Genomic DNA, 24692 nt, shown 5'->3' with positions numbered 1-24692 from the left:
CTGCAATCGGAACCGTGATGCCCCGTCTCCGCCGCGTGCTCCGCTGGGCCCTGGTCGCCACCGCCGGCCTGGCCCTGGCCGGGCTTGTCGTCCTGGCCCTGCTCTACCGGAGCATCGCGGCCGACCTGCCCGACGTCTCCGCCCTGCGCCAGATCGAGCTGCAGGAGCCGCTGTACGTGCATACCGCCGACGGCAAGCTGATGGCGGTGTTCGGCGAGGCCCGGCGCTACCCGGTGACCATCGACCAGGTACCGCTGCGCCTGCGCCAGGCGTTCCTGGCGATCGAGGACGCGCGCTTCTACGAGCACGGCGGCGTCGACTACAAGGGCACCGCGCGCGCCATCTGGCTGATGCTCACCACCCGCAGCCTCAAGGTCCCCGGCGGCTCCACCATCACCCAGCAGGTGGCGCGCCAGGTCTACCTGAGCCCGGAGGTCAAGCTCAAGCGCAAGGCCGCGGAAATGCTGTTGGCCATGCGCATGGAGCGGGAGCTGAGCAAGGACGAGATCCTGGCCCTGTATCTCAACAAGAGCTTCTTCGGCAACCGCGCCTACGGCGTGGCCGCGGCCGCCGAGTTCTACTACGGCAAGAAGCTGGACGAGCTGGACCTGGACGAGATGGCCTCGCTGGCCGGCATCCCCAAGTTCCCCTCCTCCGGCAACCCGCTCAACAACCCCGAGCGCGCGAAGATCCGCCGCGACTACATCCTCGACCGCATGGCCGAGCTGGGCTTCGTCAGCGCGGCCGAGGCCGCCCAGGCCAAGGCCGTGCCGATGCACGCCGGCGCCCACGAGCCGCCGCTGGAGGCCTCGGCGCCGTACGTGGCCGAGATGGTCCGCCAGGAGATGATCGAGCGCTACGGCCCGGAGGCCCTGACCCAGGGCTACCGCGTCACCACCACCATCGACTCCGCGTTCCAGGCGGCGGCGGACAAGGCGGTGCGCGACGGCCTGCGCCTGTACGACCACCGCCACGGCTGGCACGGGGTGGAGCGCCACGTCGAGCTCCCCGCCGATGCCGACGACGCGGTGCTGGCGCGCGAGCTGCGCGGCACCGCGGCGCAGGCCGACCTGCTGCCTGCGATCGTGGCCGCCACCGCCGCCGACGGCAGCGCCGAGGTGGTGCTGGCCGATGGCAGCCGCGCCACCCTGGCCGCCGGTTCGGCGCGCTGGACGAACAAGAACCCGGCCGCCCTGCTCAAGCGCGGCGACGTGGTGCGGGTGCGCCAGGACGGCGACGCCGGCCTGGTCCTGGACCAGGTGCCGCGCGGCCAGGCCGCGCTGGTGTCGCTGGACGCCAACACCGGCGCGTTGCGCGCCCTGGTCGGCGGCTACAGCTTCTCCGGCAACAAGTTCAACCGCGCCACCCAGGCCCGGCGCCAGCCCGGCTCCAGCTTCAAGCCGTTCGTGTACGCGGCCGCGTTCGAGAAGGGCTTCAACCCGGCCTCGATCGTGCTCGACGCCCCGGTCGTGTTCCGCGACCGCCGCGGCAAGACCTGGTCGCCGCAGAACGACGACGGCGGCTTCCGCGGCCCGATGCGCCTGCGCGAGGCCCTGGTGCAGTCGCGCAACCTGGTCTCGGTGCGCATGCTCGACGCCATCGGCGTGGACTTCGCCCGCACCTACATCACCCAGTTCGGCTTCGACGAGGCGGAACTGCCGCCCAACCTGTCGATGTCGCTGGGCACCGCCTCGCTGACCCCGCTGTCGGTGGCGCGCGGCTACGCGGTGTTCGCCAACGGCGGCTCGCGGGTGGATCCGTGGTTCATCGACGAGGTCCGCGACCGCGACGGCAAGGTCATCTTCAAGGCCGAGCCGGCGGTGGCCTGCCGCGGCTGCGGCGGCGGTTCGGCCTCCGCCGCGGCGCCGCAGGTGGTGGACGGCTTCAACTTCGGCGCCCTGCCCGCGCCGGGCCAGGCACAGGCGCAGCCGGCGCCGGCGCGCGAGGCCCTGCCGCAGCCGCCGGCCGGCAAGATCGCGCCGCGGGCGATCGACGAGCGCACCGCCTACCAGCTGGTGTCGATGATGCGCGACGTGGTCCTGCGCGGCACCGGCACCGCGGCCCGGGTGCTGGGCCGCGAGGACGTCGGCGGCAAGACCGGCTCCACCAACGACCACCGCGACGCCTGGTTCTCCGGCTTCGGCGGCAACCTGGCCACCACGGTCTGGGTCGGCCGCGACGACTTCAAGTCACTGGGCTACCGCGAGTATGGCGGCAAGGCCGCGCTGCCGATCTGGATCGACTACATGAAGGTGGCGCTGGAAGGCCAGCCGGTGACGCCGAACGAGCCGCCGGAGGGCATGGTCAAGGTCTATGTCGACGGCTCCGGGCGGGTTTCGACCTTCGGCGAGGGCCTGGCCGAGTACATCAAGGTCGAGGACCTGGAGCGGTTGCAGAACAACCTCGACTACCTGGCGCCGGAGCACATGGACGAAGAGGCGTTCGACATCTTCTGAACGCCCGCGCGGCGCCGTGACCGCACCGTCACCGCGCTGCGCTACAGTCGTTCCCAGGTTCTGACGGGGGAATCGCCATGGGCCGCGCGCGCCAGCATGCGGAAGCCAGGCAGGGCGAACGCCGCCGCCGGCTCGCCAACGAGGCGGCGCGGCTGATGGCCGAGAGCGGCATCCGCGACTACAACCAGGCCCGGCGCAAGGCCGCCAGCCGCCTGGGCATCCACGACGAGGCCTCGCTGCCGCGCAACCAGGAGATCGAGGAGGCGCTGCGCGAGTACCAGCGCATCTTCCTCGGCCCGGCGCAGGCCGACGCGGTGCGGGTGCGGCGCGAGGCCGCGGCCCGCGCCATGGAGTTCTTCGCCGCCTTCCAGCCGCGCCTGGTGGGCCCGGTGCTGGACGGCACCGCCGACGCCGGCTCGCCGGTGGCCCTGCACCTGCACGCGGACGACCCGGAGGCGGTGGCCCGCTTCCTGGCCGAGCACCGGATCCCGGCCGAGCCGCGCGGGCGCCGCGTGCGCCTGGACCGCCGCCGCGAGCTGCAGGTCACCGCCTGGCTGTTCGAGGCCGAGGACCTGGCCTTCGAGCTGACCGTGCTGCCTGGCGCGGTGCTGCGCCAGGCGCCGCTGTCGGCGCTGGACGAGCGGCCGATGCCGCGCGCCTCGCTGGCCCAGGTGCGCGGCCTGCTGGCCGGCGGCTGAGCCGGCGGCCGCGCAAAAGGAAACGCCCCGCGGGTGCGGGGCGTTCCTGGTCGCGCTACGGCGCCGCTCAGCGCTGGGCGAACGGCTTGTAGTCGCGCACGTCCGAACCGGTGTAGATCTGGCGCGGACGGCCGATCTTCGCCTCCGGGTCGACCTGCTGCTCCAGCCAGTGCGACACCCAGCCGGCGGTGCGGCCGATGGCGAACATGACGGTGAACATCTCGGTCGGGATCTTCAGCGCCTTGTAGATGATGCCGCTGTAGAAGTCGACGTTCGGGTACAGCTTGCGCTGGATGAAGTACTCGTCCTTCAGCGCGGCCTCTTCCAGCTTCATGGCCACTTCCAGCAGCGGGTCGTTGACGCCCAGCTCGCCCAGCACCTTGTGGGTCATCTCGCGGATGATCTTGGCGCGCGGGTCGAAGTTCTTGTACACGCGGTGGCCGAAGCCCATCAGGCGGAAGCCCGAGTTCTTGTCCTTCGCCTTGGCGATGGCGGTGTCGACCTTGTCCGGGGTACCGATCTCCTCGAGCATCTTCAGCACCGCCTCGTTGGCGCCGCCGTGCGCGGGGCCCCACAGCGCGGTGATGCCCGCCGCCACCGAGGCGTACGGGTTGGCGCCGGTCGAGCCGACCAGGCGCACGGTCGAGGTGGAGGCGTTCTGCTCGTGGTCGGCGTGCAGGATGAACAGCAGGTCCAGCGCCTTGGCCACGACCGGGTTCAGCTCCAGCGGCTCGCTCGGCACCTCGAACATCATGTGCAGGAAGCGGCTGACGTAGTCGAGGTTGTTGCGCGGGTAGCGGATCGGCCAGCCGATCGAGTAGCGGTAGGCGGCGGCGGCCAGGGTCGGCATCTTCGCCAGCAGGCGGATGGCGGCCAGGCGGCGCTGCTCCGGATCGTTCAGGTCCAGGGTGTCGTGGTAGAACGCCGACAGCGACGCCACGGTGCCGGCCAGCATGGCCATCGGGTGCGCGTCGTAGTTGAAGCCCTGCAGGAAGTTCTTCAGCGACTCATGCATCATCGTGTGATGCGTGACCTCGTGCTCGAACTTCTTGAACTCGGCCTCGGTCGGCAGCTCGCCGTTCATCAGCAGGTAGGCCACCTCCAGGAAGCTGGAGTGCTCGGCCAGCTGCTCGATCGGGTAGCCGCGGTACAGCAGCACGCCCTTGTCGCCATCGATGTAGGTGATGGCCGACTTGCAGCTGGCAGTGGCGGTGAAACCGGAGTCGTAGGTGAAAAGGCCGGTTTCCTTCGTCAGCTTCGAGATGTCGATGCAGCCGTTGCCCAGGGTCGGCTTGAGCACCGGCAGGGTCACCGACTTGTCGCCGGCATTCAACGTGACCTGGTCGAGATTGGACACGGTGTGCGCTCCTCTTTGGGGTAAGCGCGATCCTTCGCGCGGGAGCGCAAGGGTCGCGGTAGGGGGGGTCCGTGGCGGCACGCCGCGGAACGCCGGGATTATCGCATACCCATACGCCCCGGTCCGCTGGACGGAAGTCGTAGAAGCCGGGCGCAGGCGGCACGGTCCGTCCCATCGCGGCAAAACGCGCGCACGACGAAGCGGCCGCACGAGTGCGGCCGCTCCATCTGCATCACATCGGCCGGGTCGCCGCCGGTGGCGGCGCGCCCGGGATCAGCGCGCGTAGCGGCGCTGGAACTTGTCGATGCGGCCGCTGGTGTCCACGACCTTGTGCTTGCCGGTGTAGAACGGGTGCGAGGCCGAGGAGATTTCGATCTTGACCAGCGGGTACTCGTTACCGTCTTCCCACTTGACCGACTCCTTGGCGGTGGCGGCCAAGGTCGAACGGGTCAGGAACTTGAAGTCGGAGGTGACGTCGTGGAAGACGACTTCGCGGTACTCGGGATGGATGTCGGCCTTCATGGCGGCGCACCGTAGGCTGTAGCGGACTGAGCCCGGTATTCTAGCGGCTCGCCCCCGGCTGGTGCAAGCCGGGGGAAGGTCGCGGAACCCGCCCGGCTCAGCCGGCGGCCAGGGCCGCCCGCACCCGGGCGTCGAACCGGGCCTGGTCGTAACGCAGCAGGATCCGCGCATTGTCCGGGGCGCCGGTCTGGCGGTTCCAGTCCACCGCGGTCAGGCCGCGGGTCAACCGGCCTTCGGTCTCCACCGCCACCGGACGCTCGGCCGTCTCCAGCGCACCGTCCGGCTCCAGGGCCCAGGCCATGGCCAGCGCGTCGGCCGAATGCCAGTGGTCGCCGCGGCGGTCCTCGGACCAGAGCCGGGTCTGGCGCGAGATCGCGTCGTAGAACCTCGCGCGCGGGGAGTCGGCGGCCAGCCACTTCTCCACCTCGCGGTGGTGGAAGCCATGGGCCAGGGTGGCCTCCCAGTCGGCCAGGTCGTACTTCGGGAAACCGGACAACACCACGTGCGCGGCCTCCGGGTCGAAGCCGACGTTGAACTCGGCCACCGGGGTGATGTTGCCGTGGGCGCTGACCGCGCCGCCCATCACCACCAGCCGCGCCACGCGCTGCGGCAGGGTCGGGTCCAGGCGCAGGGCCAGGGCCAGGTTGGTCAGCGGCCCGAGCGCGACCAGCACCAGGCGCCCGGCGTGCTCGTGGGACAGGCGCAGGATCGCCAGCGCCGCGTGCTCGTCCTCGGCCTGGCCGGCCGGGTCGGGATAGCCGACGTCGCCGAAGCCATCGCGGCCGTGCACATGGGCCGCGTCCTCGCGCGGGGCGTGCACCAGCGGGCGGTCGCAGCCGGCGAACACCGGCACCTGCAGCTGGCCGGCGACCTCGCGCAGCTTCAACGCGTTGCGCACCGTGTGCTGCAGGCCGACGTTGCCGGCGGCGATGGTCAGGCCCACTACCTCGTGGCGCGGGTCGTTGAAGGCCATCAGCAGGGCAAGCGCGTCGTCGACGCCGGGGTCGGTGTCGATCAGCAGCGGGATACGGTCGCTCATCGTGTTCTCCATGAGAGGGCCGCGCAGTGTCGCGCCGCCGCGCGCGCAGGGCAATGCCGGGGGAACACGCGTGCGATGTCAGGCGCCGGCGTAGCGCGCCGCTCCGCCGACCCAGCGCGCGATCACGCGGTCGGCGGTCTCCGGCGCGGAGGCAAGCAGGCGGTCGGCGAGCTGGTGGACCTTCGGCAGCAGGTCGGCGTCGCGCGCCAGGTCGGCGATGCGGAACGCGGCCAGGCCGGTCTGGCGCGTACCCAGCAGTTCGCCGGGGCCGCGCAGCTTCAGGTCCTCCTCGGCGATCACGAAGCCGTCGCCGGTCCGCCGCAGCACGTCCAGGCGCTGGCGCGCCATCGCCGACAGCGGCGGCTGGTACAGCAGCACGCAGGTCGAGGCCGCCGCGCCGCGCCCCACCCGGCCGCGCAGCTGGTGCAGCTGGGCCAGGCCCAGGCGCTCGGCGTTCTCGATGATCATCAGCGAGGCGTTGGGCACGTCCACGCCGACCTCGATCACGGTGGTGGCCACCAGCAGGTCGGTCTGGCCGTCCTTGAACGCGCGCATCGCCGCCTGCTTCTGCGAGGCCTTCATGCGGCCGTGGACCAGGCCCACGCGCACGCCCGGCAGCTGCGCGGTCAACTGCTCGAAGGTGCGCTCGGCCGCCTGCGCCTGCAGCCCCGGGCCCTGGCCGTTGCCGGCGTCCTCGGCCTCCTCGATCAGGGTGCAGACCCAGTACACCTGGCGGCCCTCGGCGCAGGCCACGCGGATGCGCTCGACCAGTTCCGGGCGGCGGTCGGCACTGACCGCCACGGTCTGCACCGGGGTGCGGCCGGGCGGCAATTCGTCGATAGCCGACACATCCAGGTCGGCGTAGGCGGTCATCGCCAGGGTGCGCGGGATCGGAGTGGCGGTCATCACCAGCTGGTGCGGCACGTGGCCGTGGGCCGGGCCCTTGTCGCGCAGCGCCAGGCGCTGCTGCACGCCGAAGCGGTGCTGCTCGTCCACGATCACCAGCACCAGGTCGTGGAAGGCCACGCCCTCCTGCATCAGCGCATGGGTACCGACCACCACCTGGGCGGCGCCTGAGGCTACGTCGGCCAGCGCCGCCGCGCGCGCCTTGCCGGTGACCTTGCCCGCCAGCCAGGCGACGCGGATGCCCAGCGGCTCCAGCCAGGCGCGCAGGTTGGCCAGGTGCTGCTCGGCCAGCAGCTCGGTTGGCGCGGCCAGCGCGACCTGGCCGCCACGCTCCACCGCCAGGGTCGCGGCCAGCGCCGCGACCACGGTCTTGCCCGAGCCGACGTCGCCCTGCACCAGCCGCTGCATCGGGCTGGGGCCGGCCAGGTCGGCGCGGATCTGTTCGAACACCCGGCGCTGTGCCCCGGTCAGGGCGAACGGCAGGCTTGCCTGCAGCCGCCGCGCCAGCTCGCCGGGGCCGTCCAGGGCGCGGGCGCGCAGCTGCTGCTGCGCCAGCCGCTGCCGGCGCAGGCCCAGGTGGTGGGCCAGCAGCTCCTCCAGCGCCAACCGGCGCTGCGCCGGATGGGTTCCGGCGGCCAGCGCCGCCAGGTCCTCGCCGGGCGCCGGCCGGTGCAGCACCAACAGCGATTCACGCAACCCCGGCAGGCCGGCCAGGCCGGGCATGCCCGGCGGCAGCAGTTCCAGCGCCTCGGCCGGCGGCAACCGCTCCAGCGCCTGCGCGATCAGCTTGCGAAGGGTTGCCGGGCCCACGCCCTCGATCGCGGGATAGACCGGGTCCAGGGTGTCGCCCAGGCCCGGATCCTCGTCCGGCGCCAGGATCCGGTAGCTGGGATGGACCATCTCCAGCCCGTGCTGGCCGGGCCGCGGCGTGCCGAAGCAGCGCAGGCGCACGCCCGGGCGGAACTGCGCCACCTGCGCGGCGCGGAAATGGAAGAAGCGCAGCACCAGGGTGCGGCGCGAGCCGTCGCCCACCGCCACCCACAGCACCGGACGGTAGCGGAAGCCGCGCTCGACCGCCTCGACCGTGCCTTCGATCTGGGCCGGCTCGCCGGGACGCAGGTCGGCGATCCCGGTCAGGCGGGTACGGTCCTCGTAGCGCAGCGGCAGCCAGAACCACAGGTCCTGGACCGTGGCCAGCCCGCGCGCGGCCAGGCTCCCGGCGAGCCGGGCGCCTACGCCGCGCAGGGACGCCAGCGACGTGGCGCCCTGCCCTGCCAGCGCTGGCGCGGGGACCCGGGGTGCCACGCCTGCGCGGTCAGTCCAGCACCATCACCGCGTCGGCCTCGAACGCCACGCCCTTGGGCAGCGCGGCCACGCCGATGGTGGAACGGGCCGGGTACGGCGCGGTGAAGTACTGCTGCATCACCGCGTTGACCGCGGCGAACTGGGACAAGTCGGTCAGGTACAGGCCCAGGCGCACGATCCGGTCCAGCGAACCGCCGGCCGCCTCGGCCACCGCCTTGAGGTTCTCGAACACCTGCCGCGCCTGTGCCTCGATGCCGCCCTCGACCACCTCGCCGGTGGCCGGCACCAGCGGGATCTGGCCGGAGAAATACACCGTGTTGCCGCTGCGCACGGCCTGCGAGTAGGGGCCGATGGCGGCCGGGGCGTGGTCGGTGTGGACGATCTGCAGCATGGGGGCGGATTCCCGGGTGGTGTAGGACAGGGGCGGATTCTAGCGTCCCGCGCCGCCGCCGGCCCGGGGTGGCGGCGGCCGCTACTGGCGGCGCACGCCCTGGACGACGTTGAGCCGGCGCAGGCGGCGGATGACCTCGGCCAGGTGGGTGCGGTCGCGCACCTGGATGGCGAAGCGCAGCTGCGCGGCGTTCATGTCGCGGTCCAGGTAGTCCACCCGCTCGATGTTGGACTGGCTCTGCGCCACCGCCGCGGCCAGCTGCGCCAGCACGCCGGTGTGGTTCTCCACGTCCACGATCAGCGAGGTGTCGTAGTCGCCGGTGACGTTCTGGTCCCAGTCGATCGGCACCCAGCGTTCGGGCGACTTGCGGAACTCGGCCAGGTTCGGGCAGTCCAGGCGGTGCACCACCACGCCCTTGCCGGAGGTGTGGTAGCCCATGATCTCGTCGCCGGGTATCGGCTGGCAGCAGTTGGCGAAGCTGACCACCCCGCCCTCGGTGCCGTTGATCAGGATCTTCTCCTGCGAGTGCTTGGACTGGGCGCCGCCGCGCAGCTCGGCATAGGCCATCAGCGCCTGCGCCGCCTGGCTGGGCATCCAGTTGCCCAGCGCCACCTCGGCCAGGAACGCCTCCAGGCGCGGGAAGCGGTGCTCGGCCAGGAACGACTCCAGGCGCTTGGCCGGCAGGCGCTCCAGCGAGCTGCCCATCGCCTCCAGCGCGCGGTCGAGCATGCGGTGGCCCAGCTGCACCGCGTCCTCGTGCTCCAGCTGCTTGAGCTGGTGGCGGATGGAGGTGCGCGCCTTGCTGGTGACCACGAACTCCAGCCACTGCGGCTTGGGCGCGGCCGACTTGGCGGTGATGATCTCCACGGTCTGGCCGCTGGAGAGCTTGGTCTTCAGCGGCACCAGCTTCTTGTCCACGCGTGCGGCCACGGCCTGGTTGCCGACGTCGGTGTGCACCGCGTAGGCGAAGTCCAGGGCGGTGGAGTTGCGCGGCAGGGCCAGGATCCGGCCCTTGGGGGTGAACAGGTAGACCTCGTCCGGGAACAGGTCGACCTTGACGTTCTCCAGGAACTCCAGCGACGAGCCGGCGGCGCGCTGCGACTCGATCAGCTCCACGATCCATGCGTGGGCGCGGCTCTGCGCGCTGTTGGGGCTGTCGCCGCCGTGCTTGTAGGTCCAGTGCGCGGCGATGCCGCGCTCGGCGATCAGGTCCATCTCCTCGGTGCGGATCTGCACCTCGATCGGCGAGCCGTAGGGGCCGAACAGCACCGTGTGCAGCGACTGGTAGCCGTTGGCCTTGGGGATGGCGATGAAGTCGCGGAAGCGCCCGTCCAGCGGCTTGAACTGGGCGTGCACCGCGCCGAGGGCGTGGTAGCAGTCGGCCACCGAGCGCACCACCACGCGGAAGCCGAACACGTCCATCACCTGGTCGAAGCTTTTGCCCTCGCTGCGCATCTTGTTGTAGATGCTCCAGGGGGTCTTGATCCGGCTGACCAGGCGGTGCTCCAGGCCTTCGCGGGCCAGGCCCTGCGACAGCTGCACCTCGACCTGGGCCATCGACTCGCGGCGCACCACCGGCTGGCTGCGGATGTGCTTCTCGATGATCGCGTGGCGCCACGGATGCAGGGCGCGGAAGCCGAGGTTCTGCAGCTCGGACTTGACCAGGCTCATGCCCAGGCGCTGCGCGATCGGGGCGTAGATCTCCAGGGTCTCGCGCGCGATCCGCGCCCGCGCCTCGCGGCTCTGCGCGCCCAGGGTGCGCATGTTGTGCAGGCGGTCGGCCAGCTTGATCATGATCACGCGCAGGTCGCGCGACATGGCCAGCAGCATCTTGCGGAAACTCTCGGCCGCCGCCTCCTGGCGGTCGCGGAACTTGAGCTTGTCCAGCTTGGTGACGCCGTCCACCAGCAGGGCCACGTCCTCGCCGAACTGGGCGGCCAGCTCCTCGCGGGTGAGCGGGGTGTCCTCGATGGTGTCGTGCAGGATCGCGGCGACCAGGGTCTCCACGTCCAGGCCCAGCTCGGCCAGCACCGTGGCCACCGCCACCGGGTGGGTGATGTAGGGCTCGCCGGACTTGCGGGTCTGTCCGGCATGGGCCGTGGCCCCCACCCGCCAGGCCTCGCGCAGCAGCGGCAGCTGCTCGACCGGGAGGTAGGAAGCGGCGCGCTCCAGCTCGAGGACGTAGTCGGGGACCGGCTCGCCGGTGGCCGGCGGCGCGCTCGCGACTGCCTGTGCTGAAGTGCCTGGGTTCATGCGCAAAAGCCTATGCCAGCGGGCTGTCGGCGGCAAACCTTGCGGCGCCCGCGGCGACGTGCATCCGCCCCGTTTCCGCGCCTCAACCGAGCCTCCACGCCCGCTCCACGCCCGGCAGCGCGTCCAGCTTGCCCAGCAGGGTGGCCAGCTGGCCGTAATCGTTCACCCGCAGGCGCAGGCGCAGCTGCAGGCGGCCGTCGGCGTGCAGGTCCGAGCGGATGTCGGCCACGTGGGCGTCCTCCTGGGCGATCAGGGTGGTGACGTCCTTCAGCAGCCACTTGCGGTCCACCGCCCGCACCGCCACGTCGACCTCGTAGCCGCTGCCGCCAGAGCCCCACTCCACCGGCAGCACGCGCTGCGGCTGGGCCGCGGCCAGGCGGGCGAAGGAAGCGCATTCGGCGCGGTGCACGGTCACGCCGCGGCTACGCGTGAGGTAGCCGGTGATCGGCTCGCCCGGCACCGGCTGGCAGCAGCGCGCCAGCTGCACCAGCAGGTTGCCCACGCCCTCCACGGTGAAGCCAGGCCGCGGCCTGGCACGCGCCGCCTGGCGGCTGGCCGGGCGTGGCGGCAGCGCCGGCGCGGCCTGGCTGGCGGCGGCCTCGGCCGCGCGCTCCAGCTCGTGCAGCGCGCGCCCGATCTGGTGCGGGCCGACGTCGCCGAGGGCGACCTGGATGTACAGGTCGTCCACCGTCTCGGCATGGAACTTCTTCGCCACCGGGGCCAGGTCGGCGGCCTGCAGGCCCAGGCGCTTGAGCTCGCGCTCGAGCAGCTCGCGGCCGGCGGCGACGTTGCGCGAACGGTCCAGCTTGTGGAACCAGGCGCGGACCTTGTCGCGCGAGCGGCCGCTGGCCAGGTAGCCGTTGGCCGGCAGCAGCCAGTCGCGCTTGGGGTCCGGCTCCTTGCCGGTCAGGATCTCGACCTTGTCGCCGCTGCGCAGGCGGTAGCCCAGCGGCACGATGCGGCCGTTGACCTTGGCCCCGCGGTAGCGGTGCCCGACCATGGTGTGCACGTGGTAGGCGAAGTCCAGCGGGGTGGAGCCGCGCGGCAGGTCGATCACCTCGCCCTTGGGGGTCAGCGCGTAGACCCGCTCCTCGACCAGCTCGGCGTCCAGCGCCGCGGCCAGGCCCTCGTCGCGGTTTTCGGACGCCTGCTCCAGCAGCTGCCGCATCCACGCGATCTTGCGCTCGAACGCGCGGCCGGCGCCCTTGCCGGCCGCGCTGCCGCCGGTCTCCTTGTAGCGCCAGTGCGCGGCCACGCCCAGCTCGGCCTGCTCGTGCATCTCGCGGGTGCGGATCTGCACCTCCAGCGTGCGTCCCTCCGGACCGACCACCGCGGTGTGCAGCGAACTGTAGCCGTTGGGCTTGGGCCGGGCGATGTAGTCGTCGAACTCCCCCGGCACCGGCACCCACAGCGAATGGACCACGCCCAGGGCGGCGTAGCAGGCGGCCACGTCGGCCACCATCACCCGCACCGCGCGCAGGTCGTAGAGCTTGTCCAGCGGCAGCTGCTTCTTCTGCATCTTCCGCCAGATGCTGTAGATGTGCTTGGGCCGGCCGCTGATCTCCGCGGCCAGCCCGTGCTCGGCCAGGGCCCGGCCCAGCTGGGCCTTGACCGATTCGATGTAGCGCTCGCGGTCGGCGCGGCTTTCGTCCAGCTCGTGGGCGATGCGGCGGTAGGTGTCCGGCTCCAGCGCCCGGAACGCCAGGTCCTCCAGTTCCCACTTCAGTTGCCAGATGCCCAGGCGGTTGGCCAGGGGGGCGTGGATGTCGCGGGTCAGCTGCGCCAGCGCGCGCTGCTCCTCGCCCGGCAGGTCCTGGGCGGCGCGCATCCGCGCCAGCTGCCGCGACAGCAGCACCGGCACCACGCGCAGGTCCTGGATGATCGCCAGCAGCAGCCGGCGCAGGCCCTCGCCGTTGCGCCCGGCCTCGCGCCCGGCGTGCAGGGCCCAGACCTGGTCGGCCGCGTCCTGGCCGTCGAGCAGGCCGGTCACCGCCGGCCACTGCGCGCATACCCTGGCGGCCACCACCGCACGCAGCCCCGGCAGGTCGTACAGCAGGGCGGCGGCCAGCGCCGGCTCGTCGGCGTCCAGGGCGACCAGGTTGCGCAGGGTATCGGCGATCACCGGCCACGGCAGCGAGGCCTGGTGCCCGGTGCCCTCGGCGTCCCATGCCTGCAGCAGCAGCTCGCGCAGGCTGGCCGGCAACCGGGACGCGGCCGGGTCCCGCAGCAGGGCATGCAATCCGTCGATGGAGGGGCGCGACAAGGCCATTCCGGCGCGTGGGGTTGTGCCTACACTATCGATCAATGCACCGCGCCAACAAGCCGGCCCCGCCATGGACGGACGCCGGGGCGCTGCGTACGCCAAAACAGATGCGGCCGCCCTGGGGCAGCCGCAAGAGGGGGTACCGCGGCGGCCGCTTATTCCAGCAGCGAGCGCAGCATCCAGGCGTACTTCTCGTGGGTCTGCAGGCGCTGGGTCAGCAGGTCCACGGTCGGGTCGTCGCCGGCCTCGTCGGCGATCCTGAGCACGCTGCGCGCGGTGCGGCACACCGCCTCGTTGCCCTCGACCAGCTGCTGGACCATGCCCTTCCAGTCCGGCACGCCGTCGGCGCCCTGCTCCTCGCGGATCGAGGTCAGGCGGGTGAACTCGGCGTAGGAACCGGGGGCGTTGAAGCCCAGCGCGCGGGTGCGCTCGGCGACCTCGTCCAGCGCGTTCCACTGCTCGGTGTACTGGTCCATGAACATCGCGTGCAGCGAGTTGAACATCGGGCCGGTCACGTTCCAGTGGAAGTTGTGGGTCTTCAGGTAGAGGGTGAAGGCGTCGGCCAGGAAGCGCGCCAGTCCCTCGGCGATCTCCTTGCGGTCGTTGGCGTCGATGCCGATCTCGATGCGCGAGGTGGACGCGACCGGGTTGAGGCCGGTGGCCTTGCGCGGCTTGGTGGAAGCGGTGGATTTCGTGGCGGGCTTGGCTTTTGCCATGTTGCACTCCTGGGGCTTGGGTCCACGGAATGGGTGGGGACTGTCAGAATAGACACTAACCCCGAAAGCGTTATGCAAAGTTTCACACGGCCCCATAGATGGAATCGATAACCGACGACCTGCGACAGGCCCTCGACGATGGTCGGGTTGCGATTTCCGGTGCCCTCAGCCGCGACCGCGGCCGCCTGCACGGGCTGTGGTCGCGCTGGCGCGGCAAGCCGGCCGACGCCGAACTGCGGGCGCGCTTCGAGCAGGCACTGGCGGCCTCGGTCGCCGCCTGCCGCGCGCGCGCCGAAGGGCTGCCGCAGGTCACCCTGGACCCGGCCCTGCCGATCACCGCCGAGGCCGAGCGCATCGTCGAACTGGTGCGCCAGCACCAGGTGGTGGTCGTGGCCGGCGAGACTGGCTCGGGCAAGACCACCCAGCTGCCCAAGCTGTGCCTGGCCGCCGGGCGCGGCGTGGCCGGGACCATCGGCTGCACCCAGCCGCGCCGGATCGCCGCCCGTGCGGTGGCCGCGCGCGTGGCCGAGGAGCTGAAGACCCCGCTGGGCGGGATGGTCGGCTACCAGGTGCGCTTCACCGACAACGTCGGCCCCGATACCCGGGTCAAGTTCATGACCGACGGCATCCTGCTGGCGGAGATCGCCTCCGACCGCTGGCTGTCGGCCTACGACACGATCATCGTCGACGAGGCCCACGAACGCAGCCTCAACATCGACTTCCTGCTGGGCTACCTCAAGCAGCTGCTGCGCAAGCGCCCGGACCTGAAGCTGATCGTCACCTCGGCGACGATCGACACCGCGCGCTTCGCCCGCCACTTCGACGACGCGCCGGTGGTCGAGGTCGCCGGCCGCACCTACCCGGTGGAAGTGCGCTACCGGCCGCCGGACGGCCCGCTGGAGGAGCCGCCGGCGCAGACCGGCCGCAAGCCGGCGCGGCACGAGCGCGAGGCCGACCCGGTGGCGGCGATCACCGCCGTGGTCGACGAGATCACCGCCGAGGACCCGCGCGGCGACGTGCTGGTGTTCCTGCCCGGCGAGCGCGAGATCCGCGACGTGCACCGCGCCCTGGAGAAACGCCAGTACCGTTCCACCGAGGTGCTGCCGCTGTACGCGCGGCTGTCGGCCAGGGACCAGGACCGGGTGTTCAACCCCGGCCCGCAGCGGCGCATCGTGCTGGCGACCAACGTCGCCGAGACCTCGCTGACGGTGCCGCGGATCCGCTACGTGATCGACCCCGGCGATGCCCGGGTCAAGCGCTACAGCCCGCGCTCGAAGATCGACCGCCTGCACGTGGAGCCTATCAGCCAGGCCAGCGCCAACCAGCGCAAGGGCCGCTGCGGCCGCGTGTCCGAGGGCGTGTGCTACCGCCTGTATTCGGAGGCCGACTTCCTCTCCCGCCCGGAATTCACCGACCCGGAGATCCGCCGTTCCAGCCTGGCCGGGGTGATCCTGCGCATGCTGCAGCTGGGCCTGGGCCGGATCGAGGACTTCCCGTTCCTGGAGCCGCCGGACGAACGCGCCATCGCCGACGGCTGGCAGCAGCTGATCGAGCTGGGCGCGGTCGAGGACGCCGGCAACGGCCAGCGCCGGCTGACCGCGATCGGCCGGCAGATGGCGCGCCTGCCGGTGGACGTGAAGCTCTCGCGCATGCTGGTGGCGGCACAGGCGCATGGCTGCCTGCGCGCGATGCTGCCGATCGCCGCCTTCCTCGGCGTGCAGGATCCGCGCGAGCGCCCGGCCGACGCGCGCGAGGCCGCCGACAACGCCCATGCCCAGTTCGCCGATCCGCGCTCGGAGTTCGTCGGCATCCTGCGCCTGTGGCAGGCCTACGACGACGCCCATGGCGAGCTGACCCAGTCGAAACTGCGCGACTGGTGCACCAAGCGCTTCCTCGGCTTCCTGCGCATGCGCGAATGGCGCGAACTGCACCGCCAGCTCAGGCTGCTGTGCAACGAGCTGGGCTGGAGCGAGGAGGAGCCGGAACGCTCCCTGCTGCCGTTGCTGGCCGGCGCGCCGGCCCCGGGCGAGGCCCGCCAGGGCAACCGCCCCAGCCGCGGCGAGCTGCACCGCGCCGCGCGCCTTGCGCGCGAGGGGAAAACGGAGTCGGAGCCGCTTTCCCCCGCTTCACGCTCGCCATCGCCGCCTCCCCGCTCGGAAAGTGGCTCTGACCCCGTTTCCGGGGAAGGCCGCTTCGGCGCGCGCGAGCGTGCCGCCGCCTACCAGGCGCTGCACCGCGCCCTGATCGCCGGCCTGCCCACCCAGCTCGGCCACCGCACCGAGAAGGGCGACTTCCAGGCCCCGCGCCAGCGCCGCTTCCAGCTGTTCCCCGCCTCGCCGCTGGCCAAGAGGCCGCCGCCGTGGGTGCTGGTCGCGACCCTGCTGGACACGCAGAAGGTCTGGGGCCTGACCGCGGCGGCGGTCGAGCCGGACTGGGCGATCGCCGAGCTGCCGCACCTGCTGGCGCGCAAGCACTTCGACCCGCGCTGGTCGCGCGCCCAGGGCAACGTGCTGGCCTCCGAGCAGATCAGCCTGTTCGGGCTGGTGCTGGCGCCCAAGCGCCCGGTCCACTACGGCCGCATCGACCCGGCCGGCGCCCACGACCTGTTCGTGCGCCAGGGCCTGGTCACCGGCGAGATCGACACCAGGGCCTCGTTCGTGGCCGCCAACCTCAAGACCCTGGAGCAGGCGCGCGAGGAAGAGGCCAAGCTGCGCCGCGCCGGCCTGGTCGCCGACGAGGACTGGCAGGCGCGCTGGTACCTGGACCGGATCCCGGCCGAGATCCACTCGGCCACCGCGCTGGATGCCTGGTACCGCAAGCTGGAGCAGGAGAAGAAGCAGGCCCTGCGCTGGTCGCTGGCCGACCTGCTGCCGGGCGAGGGCCAGCAGGGCGACCTGTATCCGAAGTACTTCGCGCTGGGCGACGCGCGCCTGCCGCTGCACTACAGGTTCGAGCCGGGCGCGGCCGACGACGGCGTCACCCTGGAGGTGCCGCTGCCGCTGCTCAACGCGCTGGATCCGGCGCGGCTGTCGTGGCTGGCGCCAGGCTTCGTCGCCGACAAGGCCGCCGGCCTGATCCGCACCCTGCCCAAGGCCATGCGCCGCAACTACGTGCCGGCGCCGGACTTCGGCCGCGCCTTCGCCGAGGCTTTCCCGCAACCCAGCGCCGACTCCATTGCCGGCGAGCTGGCGCGCTTCCTCACCCGTACCACCGGCAGCCCGGTGTCGGCGCTGGACTTCGACGAGGCCGCGCTGGAACCGCACCTGCGCATGAACCTGCGCCTGCGCGAGCTGCCGGACCGCGGCGGCAAGGTGCTGGCCGAGTCGCGCGACCTGGACGACCTGCGCGCGCGCTTCGGCGAACGCGCCGCGCGCGCCTTTGCCGCCCGCGCCGCCAACGCGCTGGCCACCAGCACCCGCGAGCTGCGCGAGTTCCCCGGGGAGCCGCTGCCGCTGCAGGTCACCGGCGAGGCCGGCGTGCCCGGTTTCCCGGCGCTGGTGGACGAAGGCACGCATGCGGTGCTGCGGGTGTTCGCCGACCGCGCCCAGGCCGAGGCCGCACACCCGCGCGGGGTCGACCGCCTGCTGCGCATCGCCCTGGCCGACAAGGCCAGGCAGGCGCGCAAGCAGCTGCCGGTCTCGCCCAAGCTGGGCCTGCTCTACGCGGCGATCGAGCAGTTCGGCGGATCGCCGCAGGACAAGGCGCAGGAAAAGGAACAGTTGCGCGCCGACCTGGTCGAGGCCGCGCTCAACGCGGTGCTGGCCGACGGGCTCGGCGAAATCCGCGACCACGCCGCATTCCAGAAGCGCGCCGAGGCCGCCGGCCGCCAGCTGTTCGCCGAGGCCATGCAGCGCCTGCAGCTGGCCGAGCAGATCCTGGCCGCGGTGGCCGCGCTCAAGCCGAAGCTGGAAGCCCCGCTGATGGGCTGGGCCGGCGCCAACCTCGACGACCTGCGCGCGCAACTGGACGGCCTGGTGCATCCGGGCTTCCTGCGCCACACCCCGGCCGAGGCACTGGCGCAGTTCCCGCGCTGGCTCAAGGGCATGAGCCTGCGCGCCGAGCGCGCCCTGCGTGATCCGGCGCGCGACCAGGCGCGCATGCTGGAGCTGAAGCCGTTCACCGATGCCCTGGCCGCGGCCGCCGCGCGCGGCGTGGCCGACCAGCCGGGCTGGCAGTCATTGCGCTGGGAGGTGGAGGAGTTGCGGGTGCTGCTGTTTGCGCAGGAACTGGGTTCGCGCGGCGGCGTCTCGCCAAAGAAGCTGGCGCAGAAGCTAGCCGCGCTGGCGGATTGAGCCCGGATGCAAGCGACTCTGTTCATGCCGGCACCGGCGCGCGCCGGTATCCTTGGCCCATGCAGGAATCCTTGAACGCCACGCCGTCGCGCGCCGGCAGCGCGACCGTGGCGCGCGATGCGTTGTCCGTGCTGCGCCAGGTGTTCGGCTACGATGCCTTCCGCGGCCAGCAACGGGACATCATCGAACACGTCGCCGCCGGCAACGACGCCCTGGTGCTGATGCCCACCGGCGGCGGCAAGTCGCTGTGCTACCAGGTGCCGGCGCTGTTGCGCGAGGGCACCGGCATCGTGGTCTCGCCGCTGATCGCGCTGATGCAGGACCAGGTCGAAGCGCTGCTGCAGCTGGGCGTGCGCGCCGCCTGCCTCAACTCGACCCTGGACGCCGAACAGGCCCGGCAGGTCGAGCGCGAACTGCTCGACGGCACGCTCGACCTGCTCTACGTCGCCCCGGAGCGGCTGCTGACAACGCGCTTCCTGTCGCTACTGGAGCGCAGCCGCATCGCCCTGTTCGCGATCGACGAAGCCCACTGCGTCTCGCAGTGGGGCCACGACTTCCGCCCCGAGTACCGCGAGCTGACGGTGCTGCACGAGCGCTGGCCGCAGGTACCGCGCATCGCCCTGACCGCCACCGCCGACCCGCCCACCCGGCGCGAGATCGCCGAGCGCCTGGCGCTGGAGGAAGCGCGTTGCTTCCTCAGCTCCTTCGACCGCCCGAACATCCGCTATTCGGTGGCGCACAAGGACAACCCGCGGCGGCAGCTGCTGGACTTCCTCGGCGGGCATCGCGGCGAATCGGGCATCGTCTACTGCCTGTCCCGACGCAAGGTCGAGGAGACCGCGCAGTTCCTCGCCGGCCAGGGCATCGCCGCCCTGCCCTACCACGCCGGCCTGCCGGCCGAGGTGCGCGCCGGGAACCAGCGCCGCTTCCTGCGCGAGGACGGCATCGTGATGTGCGCGACCATCGCCTTCGGCATGGGCATCGACAAGCCGGACGTGCGCTTCGTCGCCCACCTGGACCTGCCCAAGTCGATCGAGGGCTATTACCAGGAGACCGGCCGCGCCGGCCGCGACGGCGAGCCGGCCGAGGCCTGGATGGGCTACGGCCTGGGCGACGTGGTCCTGCTGCGGCAGATGATCGAGCAATCCGAGGCCGGCGAGGAACGCAAGCGCCTGGAACGGCGCAAGCTGGACCAGCTGCTGGGCTATTGCGAGACCGCCGGCTGCCGCCGCCAGGCGCTGCTGGCCGCGTTCGGCGAGGCCTACCAGGCGCCGGATGGCCGCCAGGGCTGCGGCAACTGCGACAACTGCCTGCAGCCGGTGCGCACCTGGGATGCGACCGAGGCTGCGCGCAAGGCGCTCAGCTGCGTGTACCGCACCGGCCAGCGTTTCGGCGCCGCGCACCTGATCGAGGTGCTGCGCGGCGCGGACACCGAGAAGATCCGCCAGTTCCGCCACCACGAACTGTCCACCTACGGCATCGGCAGCGACCTGGACGCCAATACCTGGCGCAGCGTGTTCCGCCAGCTGGTGGTCGCCGGGCTGCTGGAGGTCGATGCCGAGGGCCACGGCGGCCTGCGCCTGGGCGCGGCCGCGCGGCCGGTGCTCAAGGGCGAGCGCCAGGTGCTGATGCGCGAGGAACCGGCGCGCCGTTCCGGCCGCGGCGGCAGCGACCGCCCGAGCCAGAGCACGCTGCATGTGGATTCGTACGATCGCCCGCTGTTCGACGCCCTGCGCGCCTGGCGCGCCGCGCTGGCGCGCGAGCAGAACGTGCCGGCCTACGTGATCTTCCACGACCGCACCCTGCGCGACATCGCCCAGCTGCGCCCGGCCACGATCGGCGAACTGGCGCGGGTCGGCGGCGTCGGCGGCGGCAAGCTGGCGCGCTACGGCCAGGACGTGCTGGACGTGATCCGCGAGTACGGCTAGCGCTTCGCGGTGCCGGGCTCAGCGCGTCGGCTGCGGCAGGTTGGCCTGGATCCTGGCCAGCAGCGCTTCCAGCCCGGATTCCGGCTCGCCGGACAGGCGCCTGCGCACCTCCTGCTCGACCGCCGGCTCCAGCGCCGCCAGCAACCGCACCTCGCCGGCCACGCGCGCGGCCACCGGCACGCCGTCGCGGAACAGCAAGCGTGCGCCGCCGATGCGCGGCACCTTGTCCCCGGCCAACACCGTGCCCGACAGGTTCAGCGGATCCAGTGCGCTGACTTCCACCAGCTGCCCGTCCGGCGGCCGGTTGCGCACCTTGCGCAGCGGCGCGATCGCCTCCGGCAGCGCGAACTGCTCGCCACTCAGGCCCTCGATGAAGCGTCCGCCGCGCACCTCGCCGCGCGCCTCCAGGCGGTGGTAGACGCGCAGCAGCTCGCGCCACGGCGGCAGCCAGGCCGCCTCGCGTTCGAGGATGCGCCAGCCGACCACGCCATAGCGGCGCAAGAGCACCCGCGCCACGTGTTCCACCGCCTCCGGGTCCGGGCGCCGGCGGCCACCGTCTTCCGCCGCCGCGGGCCGGCGCACCAGGGCCCAGCGCCCGGCATCCTCGATCGCGTTGAGTGCACCGCGACGGCGGCCGCGCCCCGGCGAGGGCCGCTTCGACGGCGGCACCAGCAGCGCGCGCAGCCCTGCGAAGCTGTCGCAATGGGCCATGCCGCGCGCCACCAGCTCGGCCAGCGCGTCTTCCAGCTCGGTGCGCAGCAGGCCGGTGGCGTCCAGCAGTTCGTCGAAGAACGAGGCGCCATGCGTGGCCAGGCAGTCGGCCACCTTGCGTGCGCGCGAGGACAGTCCCGGCAGCCCGGGATCCAGCGGCGGCGCCAGCGCCGCCCAGTGGCCGACATGCCGGCGCGGCAGCAGCAGCACCGGGGTATTGCGCAGCGAGGTACCGGCGCGGTTGCCCTCGGCCTCGTTGCCGGCGGCACGCAACCGGGTCCATAGCGTGCGCCCGCCGCTGCACAGGTCGTCCAGCCAGGCCGGCGCGTAGTCGCGCAGCCGCGCCGGCAGGAGCTCCGCTTCCCAGGCCGGGGCCGGTGCCTCGTAGCCTTCCAGCTGCGCCAGCACGCCGGCCAGCGCATCCGGCCCGCTCACCCGCGCCTCCGGCGCCACCCGCTGCCACTGGAACAGGAAGCGCATGAAGTCACGCGGCGCCACCGGCTCGATCTCGCGGCGCAGGCACTTCAGGGTGAGGCGATGGATGCGCGCGAGCAGGTAGCGTTCGCACCACTCCTGCGCCGGCGCGCCGGGGCTGAAGCGCCCCTGCATCGCATAGCCCTCGCTCTGCAGGGCCAGCAATGCCTGTTCGACCGCGGCCGGCGGCAGGGCCAGGCTGGTGGCCAGTGCCGCCACGGTCACCGGCCCCAGCCCGGTCAGGCGTGCGCGTAGCAGGGCGATCGCCGCCCCCTCGGCAGTCCAGGCCACGCGCGCGAACTCATCCGGCGCCGCGAGCGCGGGTTCCCGCCGCGCCTGCGGATGCAGCGCCAGCAGCTGTGGCAGGCGCTCGGCCGCCACCCACCAGCGCTGGCCGCCGGCTTCCACGCAGGCGGCGCGGCCGTCGCCGGCCAGCGCCTGCAACAGCGCCGGCCACTGCGGTTCGCGCGCCACCTCTTCGCCAGTGACGAAGCCCAGCCCGGTCAGCACCTCGTGCATGCCGTCGGCGTCGCGCGCCTGCGGCCAGGCCTCGCGTCGCACCTGCCCGATCGCTTCGGTGTCCAGGCGCCCCAGGTCCGAAGCCGATTCCGGATCGGCGTAGCGCCGCGCCTGCACCGCCTGGGTACGGCGTTCCTCCAGCGGCGCATCGTCGAGGAAGGCATAGGGCCGCGCATTGATCGCCTCGGCCGCCAGCGGCGAAGGCGCGGCCAGGTCACGCGCCACCACCGCGATGCGCCCGGACTCCAGCCCGCGCAGCAGCTCCAGCCAGCCGTCCAGGTCCGTGGCCTCGTGCAGGCAGTCGTGCAGGGTCTGCGCCACCAGTGGATGGTCCGGCACCTGGCGCTCGCCGACGATGTTCTCCAGGCAGGCGACCTGGTCGGGGAACACCGTGGCCAGCAAGTCCTCGGACTTCATCCGCTGCAGTTGCGGGGGCACCCGCTTGCCGCCGCCGGAATAGCGCGGCAGGGCCAGCGCGGTGCCCGCGTTCCAGCGCCAGCGCACGGCGAACATCGGCGCGTCCAGCAGCGCCTGCACCAGCACGTCGGTGGCCGAGGACGAATGCAGGTACCTGGCCACCTCGGCCAGCGGGAAGCTGTGGCTGGTGGACAGCGACAGCACGATCGCGTCCTCGGTGGCCGCGGCCTGCAACTCGAAGTTGAACTGGCGGCAGAAGCGCTTGCGCAGCGCCAGGCCCCAGGCGCGGTTGATCCGGCTGCCCCAGGGGCTGTGCACCACCAGGTGGGTGGAGCCGGTCTCGTCGAAGAAGCGCTCCAGCACGATCGCGTCCTGGGTGGGCATGGCACCCAGCGCCACCAGGCTGGCGCCGAGGTAGTCGACCAGCTGGCGCGCGGCTTCCGCGCCGAGTCTGACGTCCTCCTGCAGCCACCGGCGCGCCGCGGCGATGCCCTCCGGCGCCAGCGGCGCCTCCGCCTGCGCGGCATCCGCGCCACGCAGCCGCGCGGCCACTTCCGCGCGCAGGCGCGACACGCCCAGTGACAGCTCGTCGCTGCGCCCGGGCGCCTCGCCCAGCCAGAACGGGATGCTGGGGGGTTGCCCCTGCGCGTCCTCGACCCGCACCTTGCCGGACTCGACCCGCAGGATGCGGTAGCTGGCATTGCCCAGCTGGAACACGTCGCCGGCCATGCTCTCGACCGCGAAGTCCTCGTTGACCGTGCCGACGAAGGTCGACTGCGGTTCCAGCACCACGGCGTAGTCGCCGGCTTCGGGGATGGTGCCGCCGGACATGCCCGCCACCCGGCGCGCACCCTCGCGGCCGCGCAGGCGGCGGTGCACGGCATCGCGGTGGACCCAGCCGGCGCGCGCGCCGCGGCGGTCGCTGAAGCCGTTGGCCAGCATCGCCACCACCTCGTCGTAGCGACCACGCTGCAGCCGCGCGTATGGCCAGGCCCGGCGCAGGCGTTCGAACAGCGCGTCCTCGTCCCACTCGGCGGCGGCGACCTCGGCCACGATCTGCTGCGCCAGCACGTCCAGCGGCGCTTCCGGGATCCGCAGTGCATCCAGCTCGCCGCGGCGCACGCAGTCCAGCAGCGCGGCGCATTCGACCAGGTCGTCGCGGGTGGTGGGGAACAGGCGCGCGCGCGGCACGCCGCCGACATGGTGGCCGGCGCGCCCGGCGCGCTGCAGGAAGGCGGCGATCGAGCGCGGCGAGCCGAACTGGCACACCAGGTCCACGTCGCCGATGTCCAGGCCCAGCTCCAGCGAGGCGGTGGCGACCAGCACCTGCAGCTGCCCGGCCTTGAGCTTCTGCTCGGCGGCCAGGCGCAGTTCCTTCGACAGGCTGCCGTGGTGGGTGGCGACCGCGTCATGGCCAAGCAGGCGCCCCAGGTGGAACGCGGCGCGCTCGGCCATGCGCCTGGTATTCACGAACACCAGCGTCGTGCGGTGCTCGCGCACCAGCTCGGCAACGCGCAGGTAGACCTGCTCCCACTGGTCGTTGGACATCACCGCCGACAGCGGCGTGGGCGGCAGTTCCAGGGCCAGGTCGCGCTGGCGGGTGTAGCCGATATCGACGATGGCGCAGTCGGGGACGTCGCGCTTCGCGCTACCGCCATGCACCGCGCCGCCGCGCTGCCAGCCGCCGCCAGCGGCGGGCAGGCGGTCGCGGCCGGGATGCACGTTGCCGGCGCCCACCAGGAAGCGCGCCACCTCCTCCACCGGCTTCTGCGTGGCCGAAAGGCCGATCCGCACCAGCGGCCGCGCGCACAGCGCCTCCAGCCGTTCCAGCGACAGCGCAAGGTGGCTGCCGCGCTTGTTGCCGGCCAGGGCATGGATCTCGTCCACGATCACGCTGCGCACCGTGCGCAGCATCGCCCGCCCGGATTCGGAGCCCAGCAGCACGTACAACGACTCGGGCGTGGTCACCAGGATATGCGGCGGCCTGCGCCGCAGCCGCGCACGCTCCGACTGCGGGGTGTCGCCGGTGCGCACGGCAGTGCGGATCCCCACCTCGGGCAGGCCCAGTTCGCGCAGCGCCACGCCGATGCCGGCCAGCGGTGCTTCCAGGTTCAGGGCGATGTCGTTGGACAACGCCTTGAGCGGGGAGACATAGACCACCCGGGTCTCGTCCGCCAGCCCGCCCTGCTCCAGGGCTTCGCGCACCAGGGCGTCGATCGCGGCAAGGAAGGCGGTCAGGGTCTTGCCCGAGCCGGTCGGCGCGGCCACCAGGGTGCTGCGCCCGGCCATGATCGCCGGCCACGCCGCGGCCTGGGCCTCGGTCGGGCCCGGGAAGGCGGCGTCGAACCAGCGGGCGACGGCGGGATGGAAGGCGGCGGTGCTCATGGGGCCCGGGAACGGCCTGCGACGCGCGGGCGCGGGGGGGTGTGCAGGAGGACTATGGGC

Annotated in this window: 13 protein-coding genes; 4 read left to right on the top strand and 9 right to left on the bottom strand. The window is 72.5% G+C overall.

Annotation, left to right across the window (positions count from 1 at the left end; genetic code table 11):
• Positions 1 to 17: 17 nt before the first annotated feature.
• Positions 18 to 2456, top strand: coding sequence for a penicillin-binding protein 1A (locus tag EIM47_RS02580; RefSeq protein WP_125076014.1), 2439 nt, complete (start codon positions 18 to 20; stop codon positions 2454 to 2456).
• A 77-nt stretch (positions 2457 to 2533) separates the two neighbouring features.
• Complete coding sequence (locus EIM47_RS02575) at positions 2534 to 3154, top strand: hypothetical protein (protein ID WP_028915916.1); 621 nt, start codon at positions 2534 to 2536, stop codon at positions 3152 to 3154.
• A gap of 67 nt (positions 3155 to 3221) precedes the next feature.
• Here the strand turns inward: EIM47_RS02575 and EIM47_RS02570 are convergent, their stop codons facing one another.
• The 8 genes from EIM47_RS02570 to EIM47_RS02535 form a co-directional block, all read right to left on the bottom strand.
• Complete coding sequence (locus EIM47_RS02570) at positions 3222 to 4511, bottom strand: citrate synthase (protein ID WP_028915917.1); 1290 nt, start codon at positions 4509 to 4511, stop codon at positions 3222 to 3224.
• 273 nt (positions 4512 to 4784) lie between these two features.
• Positions 4785 to 5033 (bottom strand): type B 50S ribosomal protein L31, encoded by a 249-nt coding sequence (locus EIM47_RS02565; protein ID WP_028915918.1) that lies wholly within the window; start codon positions 5031 to 5033, stop codon positions 4785 to 4787.
• A 97-nt stretch (positions 5034 to 5130) separates the two neighbouring features.
• Positions 5131 to 6072 (bottom strand): nucleoside hydrolase, encoded by a 942-nt coding sequence (locus EIM47_RS02560; protein ID WP_028915919.1) that lies wholly within the window; start codon positions 6070 to 6072, stop codon positions 5131 to 5133.
• A gap of 78 nt (positions 6073 to 6150) precedes the next feature.
• On the bottom strand, positions 6151 to 8283 hold the full coding sequence (gene recG, locus EIM47_RS02555) for an ATP-dependent DNA helicase RecG (protein ID WP_125076012.1): 2133 nt from the start codon (positions 8281 to 8283) through the stop codon (positions 6151 to 6153).
• 10 nt (positions 8284 to 8293) lie between these two features.
• On the bottom strand, positions 8294 to 8674 hold the full coding sequence (locus EIM47_RS02550; RefSeq protein ID WP_019399241.1) for a RidA family protein: 381 nt from the start codon (positions 8672 to 8674) through the stop codon (positions 8294 to 8296).
• Positions 8675 to 8755: 81 nt separating this feature from the next.
• Complete coding sequence (locus EIM47_RS02545) at positions 8756 to 10927, bottom strand: bifunctional (p)ppGpp synthetase/guanosine-3',5'-bis(diphosphate) 3'-pyrophosphohydrolase (protein ID WP_125076010.1); 2172 nt, start codon at positions 10925 to 10927, stop codon at positions 8756 to 8758.
• Positions 10928 to 11009: 82 nt separating this feature from the next.
• A complete protein-coding gene (locus EIM47_RS02540) occupies positions 11010 to 13190 on the bottom strand; it encodes a bifunctional (p)ppGpp synthetase/guanosine-3',5'-bis(diphosphate) 3'-pyrophosphohydrolase (RefSeq protein WP_125076009.1) in 2181 nt (726 codons plus the stop codon).
• Positions 13191 to 13345: 155 nt separating this feature from the next.
• Entirely contained in the window at positions 13346 to 13906 is a 561-nt protein-coding gene (locus EIM47_RS02535) for a Dps family protein (RefSeq protein WP_019399244.1), read from the bottom strand.
• A gap of 98 nt (positions 13907 to 14004) precedes the next feature.
• Between EIM47_RS02535 and hrpA the strand changes: the two genes are divergently transcribed.
• Both hrpA and recQ read left to right on the top strand, forming a co-directional pair.
• Entirely contained in the window at positions 14005 to 18198 is a 4194-nt protein-coding gene (gene hrpA / locus EIM47_RS02530) for an ATP-dependent RNA helicase HrpA (protein ID WP_125076007.1), read from the top strand.
• A gap of 59 nt (positions 18199 to 18257) precedes the next feature.
• On the top strand, positions 18258 to 20126 hold the full coding sequence (recQ, locus tag EIM47_RS02525; protein WP_233603037.1) for a DNA helicase RecQ: 1869 nt from the start codon (positions 18258 to 18260) through the stop codon (positions 20124 to 20126).
• An 18-nt stretch (positions 20127 to 20144) separates the two neighbouring features.
• Here the strand turns inward: recQ and EIM47_RS02520 are convergent, their stop codons facing one another.
• Positions 20145 to 24632 (bottom strand): DEAD/DEAH box helicase, encoded by a 4488-nt coding sequence (locus EIM47_RS02520; RefSeq protein WP_125076006.1) that lies wholly within the window; start codon positions 24630 to 24632, stop codon positions 20145 to 20147.
• Positions 24633 to 24692: the final 60 nt, after the last annotated feature.

Source organism: Pseudoxanthomonas sp. SGT-18, from assembly GCF_003931645.1.
GTDB lineage: Bacteria > Pseudomonadota > Gammaproteobacteria > Xanthomonadales > Xanthomonadaceae > Pseudoxanthomonas.
Note: the sequence above shows the minus strand (reverse complement) of the source record. Positions and strands in the feature narration are given on the sequence as shown.

Excerpts from the sequence above, each read along its gene's own strand:
- hrpA (WP_125076007.1), top strand. The coding sequence starts at position 14,005 with ATGGAATCGATAACCGACGACCTGCGACAGGCCCTCGACGATGGTCGG.
- EIM47_RS02575 (WP_028915916.1), top strand. The coding sequence starts at position 2,534 with ATGGGCCGCGCGCGCCAGCATGCGGAAGCCAGGCAGGGCGAACGCCGC.
- EIM47_RS02545 (WP_125076010.1), bottom strand. The coding sequence starts at position 10,927 with ATGAACCCAGGCACTTCAGCACAGGCAGTCGCGAGCGCGCCGCCGGCC.
- EIM47_RS02535 (WP_019399244.1), bottom strand. The coding sequence starts at position 13,906 with ATGGCAAAAGCCAAGCCCGCCACGAAATCCACCGCTTCCACCAAGCCG.
- EIM47_RS02565 (WP_028915918.1), bottom strand. The coding sequence starts at position 5,033 with ATGAAGGCCGACATCCATCCCGAGTACCGCGAAGTCGTCTTCCACGAC.
- EIM47_RS02550 (WP_019399241.1), bottom strand. The coding sequence starts at position 8,674 with ATGCTGCAGATCGTCCACACCGACCACGCCCCGGCCGCCATCGGCCCC.
- recQ (WP_233603037.1), top strand. The coding sequence starts at position 18,258 with ATGCAGGAATCCTTGAACGCCACGCCGTCGCGCGCCGGCAGCGCGACC.
- EIM47_RS02580 (WP_125076014.1), top strand. The coding sequence starts at position 18 with ATGCCCCGTCTCCGCCGCGTGCTCCGCTGGGCCCTGGTCGCCACCGCC.
- EIM47_RS02560 (WP_028915919.1), bottom strand. The coding sequence starts at position 6,072 with ATGAGCGACCGTATCCCGCTGCTGATCGACACCGACCCCGGCGTCGAC.
- EIM47_RS02520 (WP_125076006.1), bottom strand. The coding sequence starts at position 24,632 with ATGAGCACCGCCGCCTTCCATCCCGCCGTCGCCCGCTGGTTCGACGCC.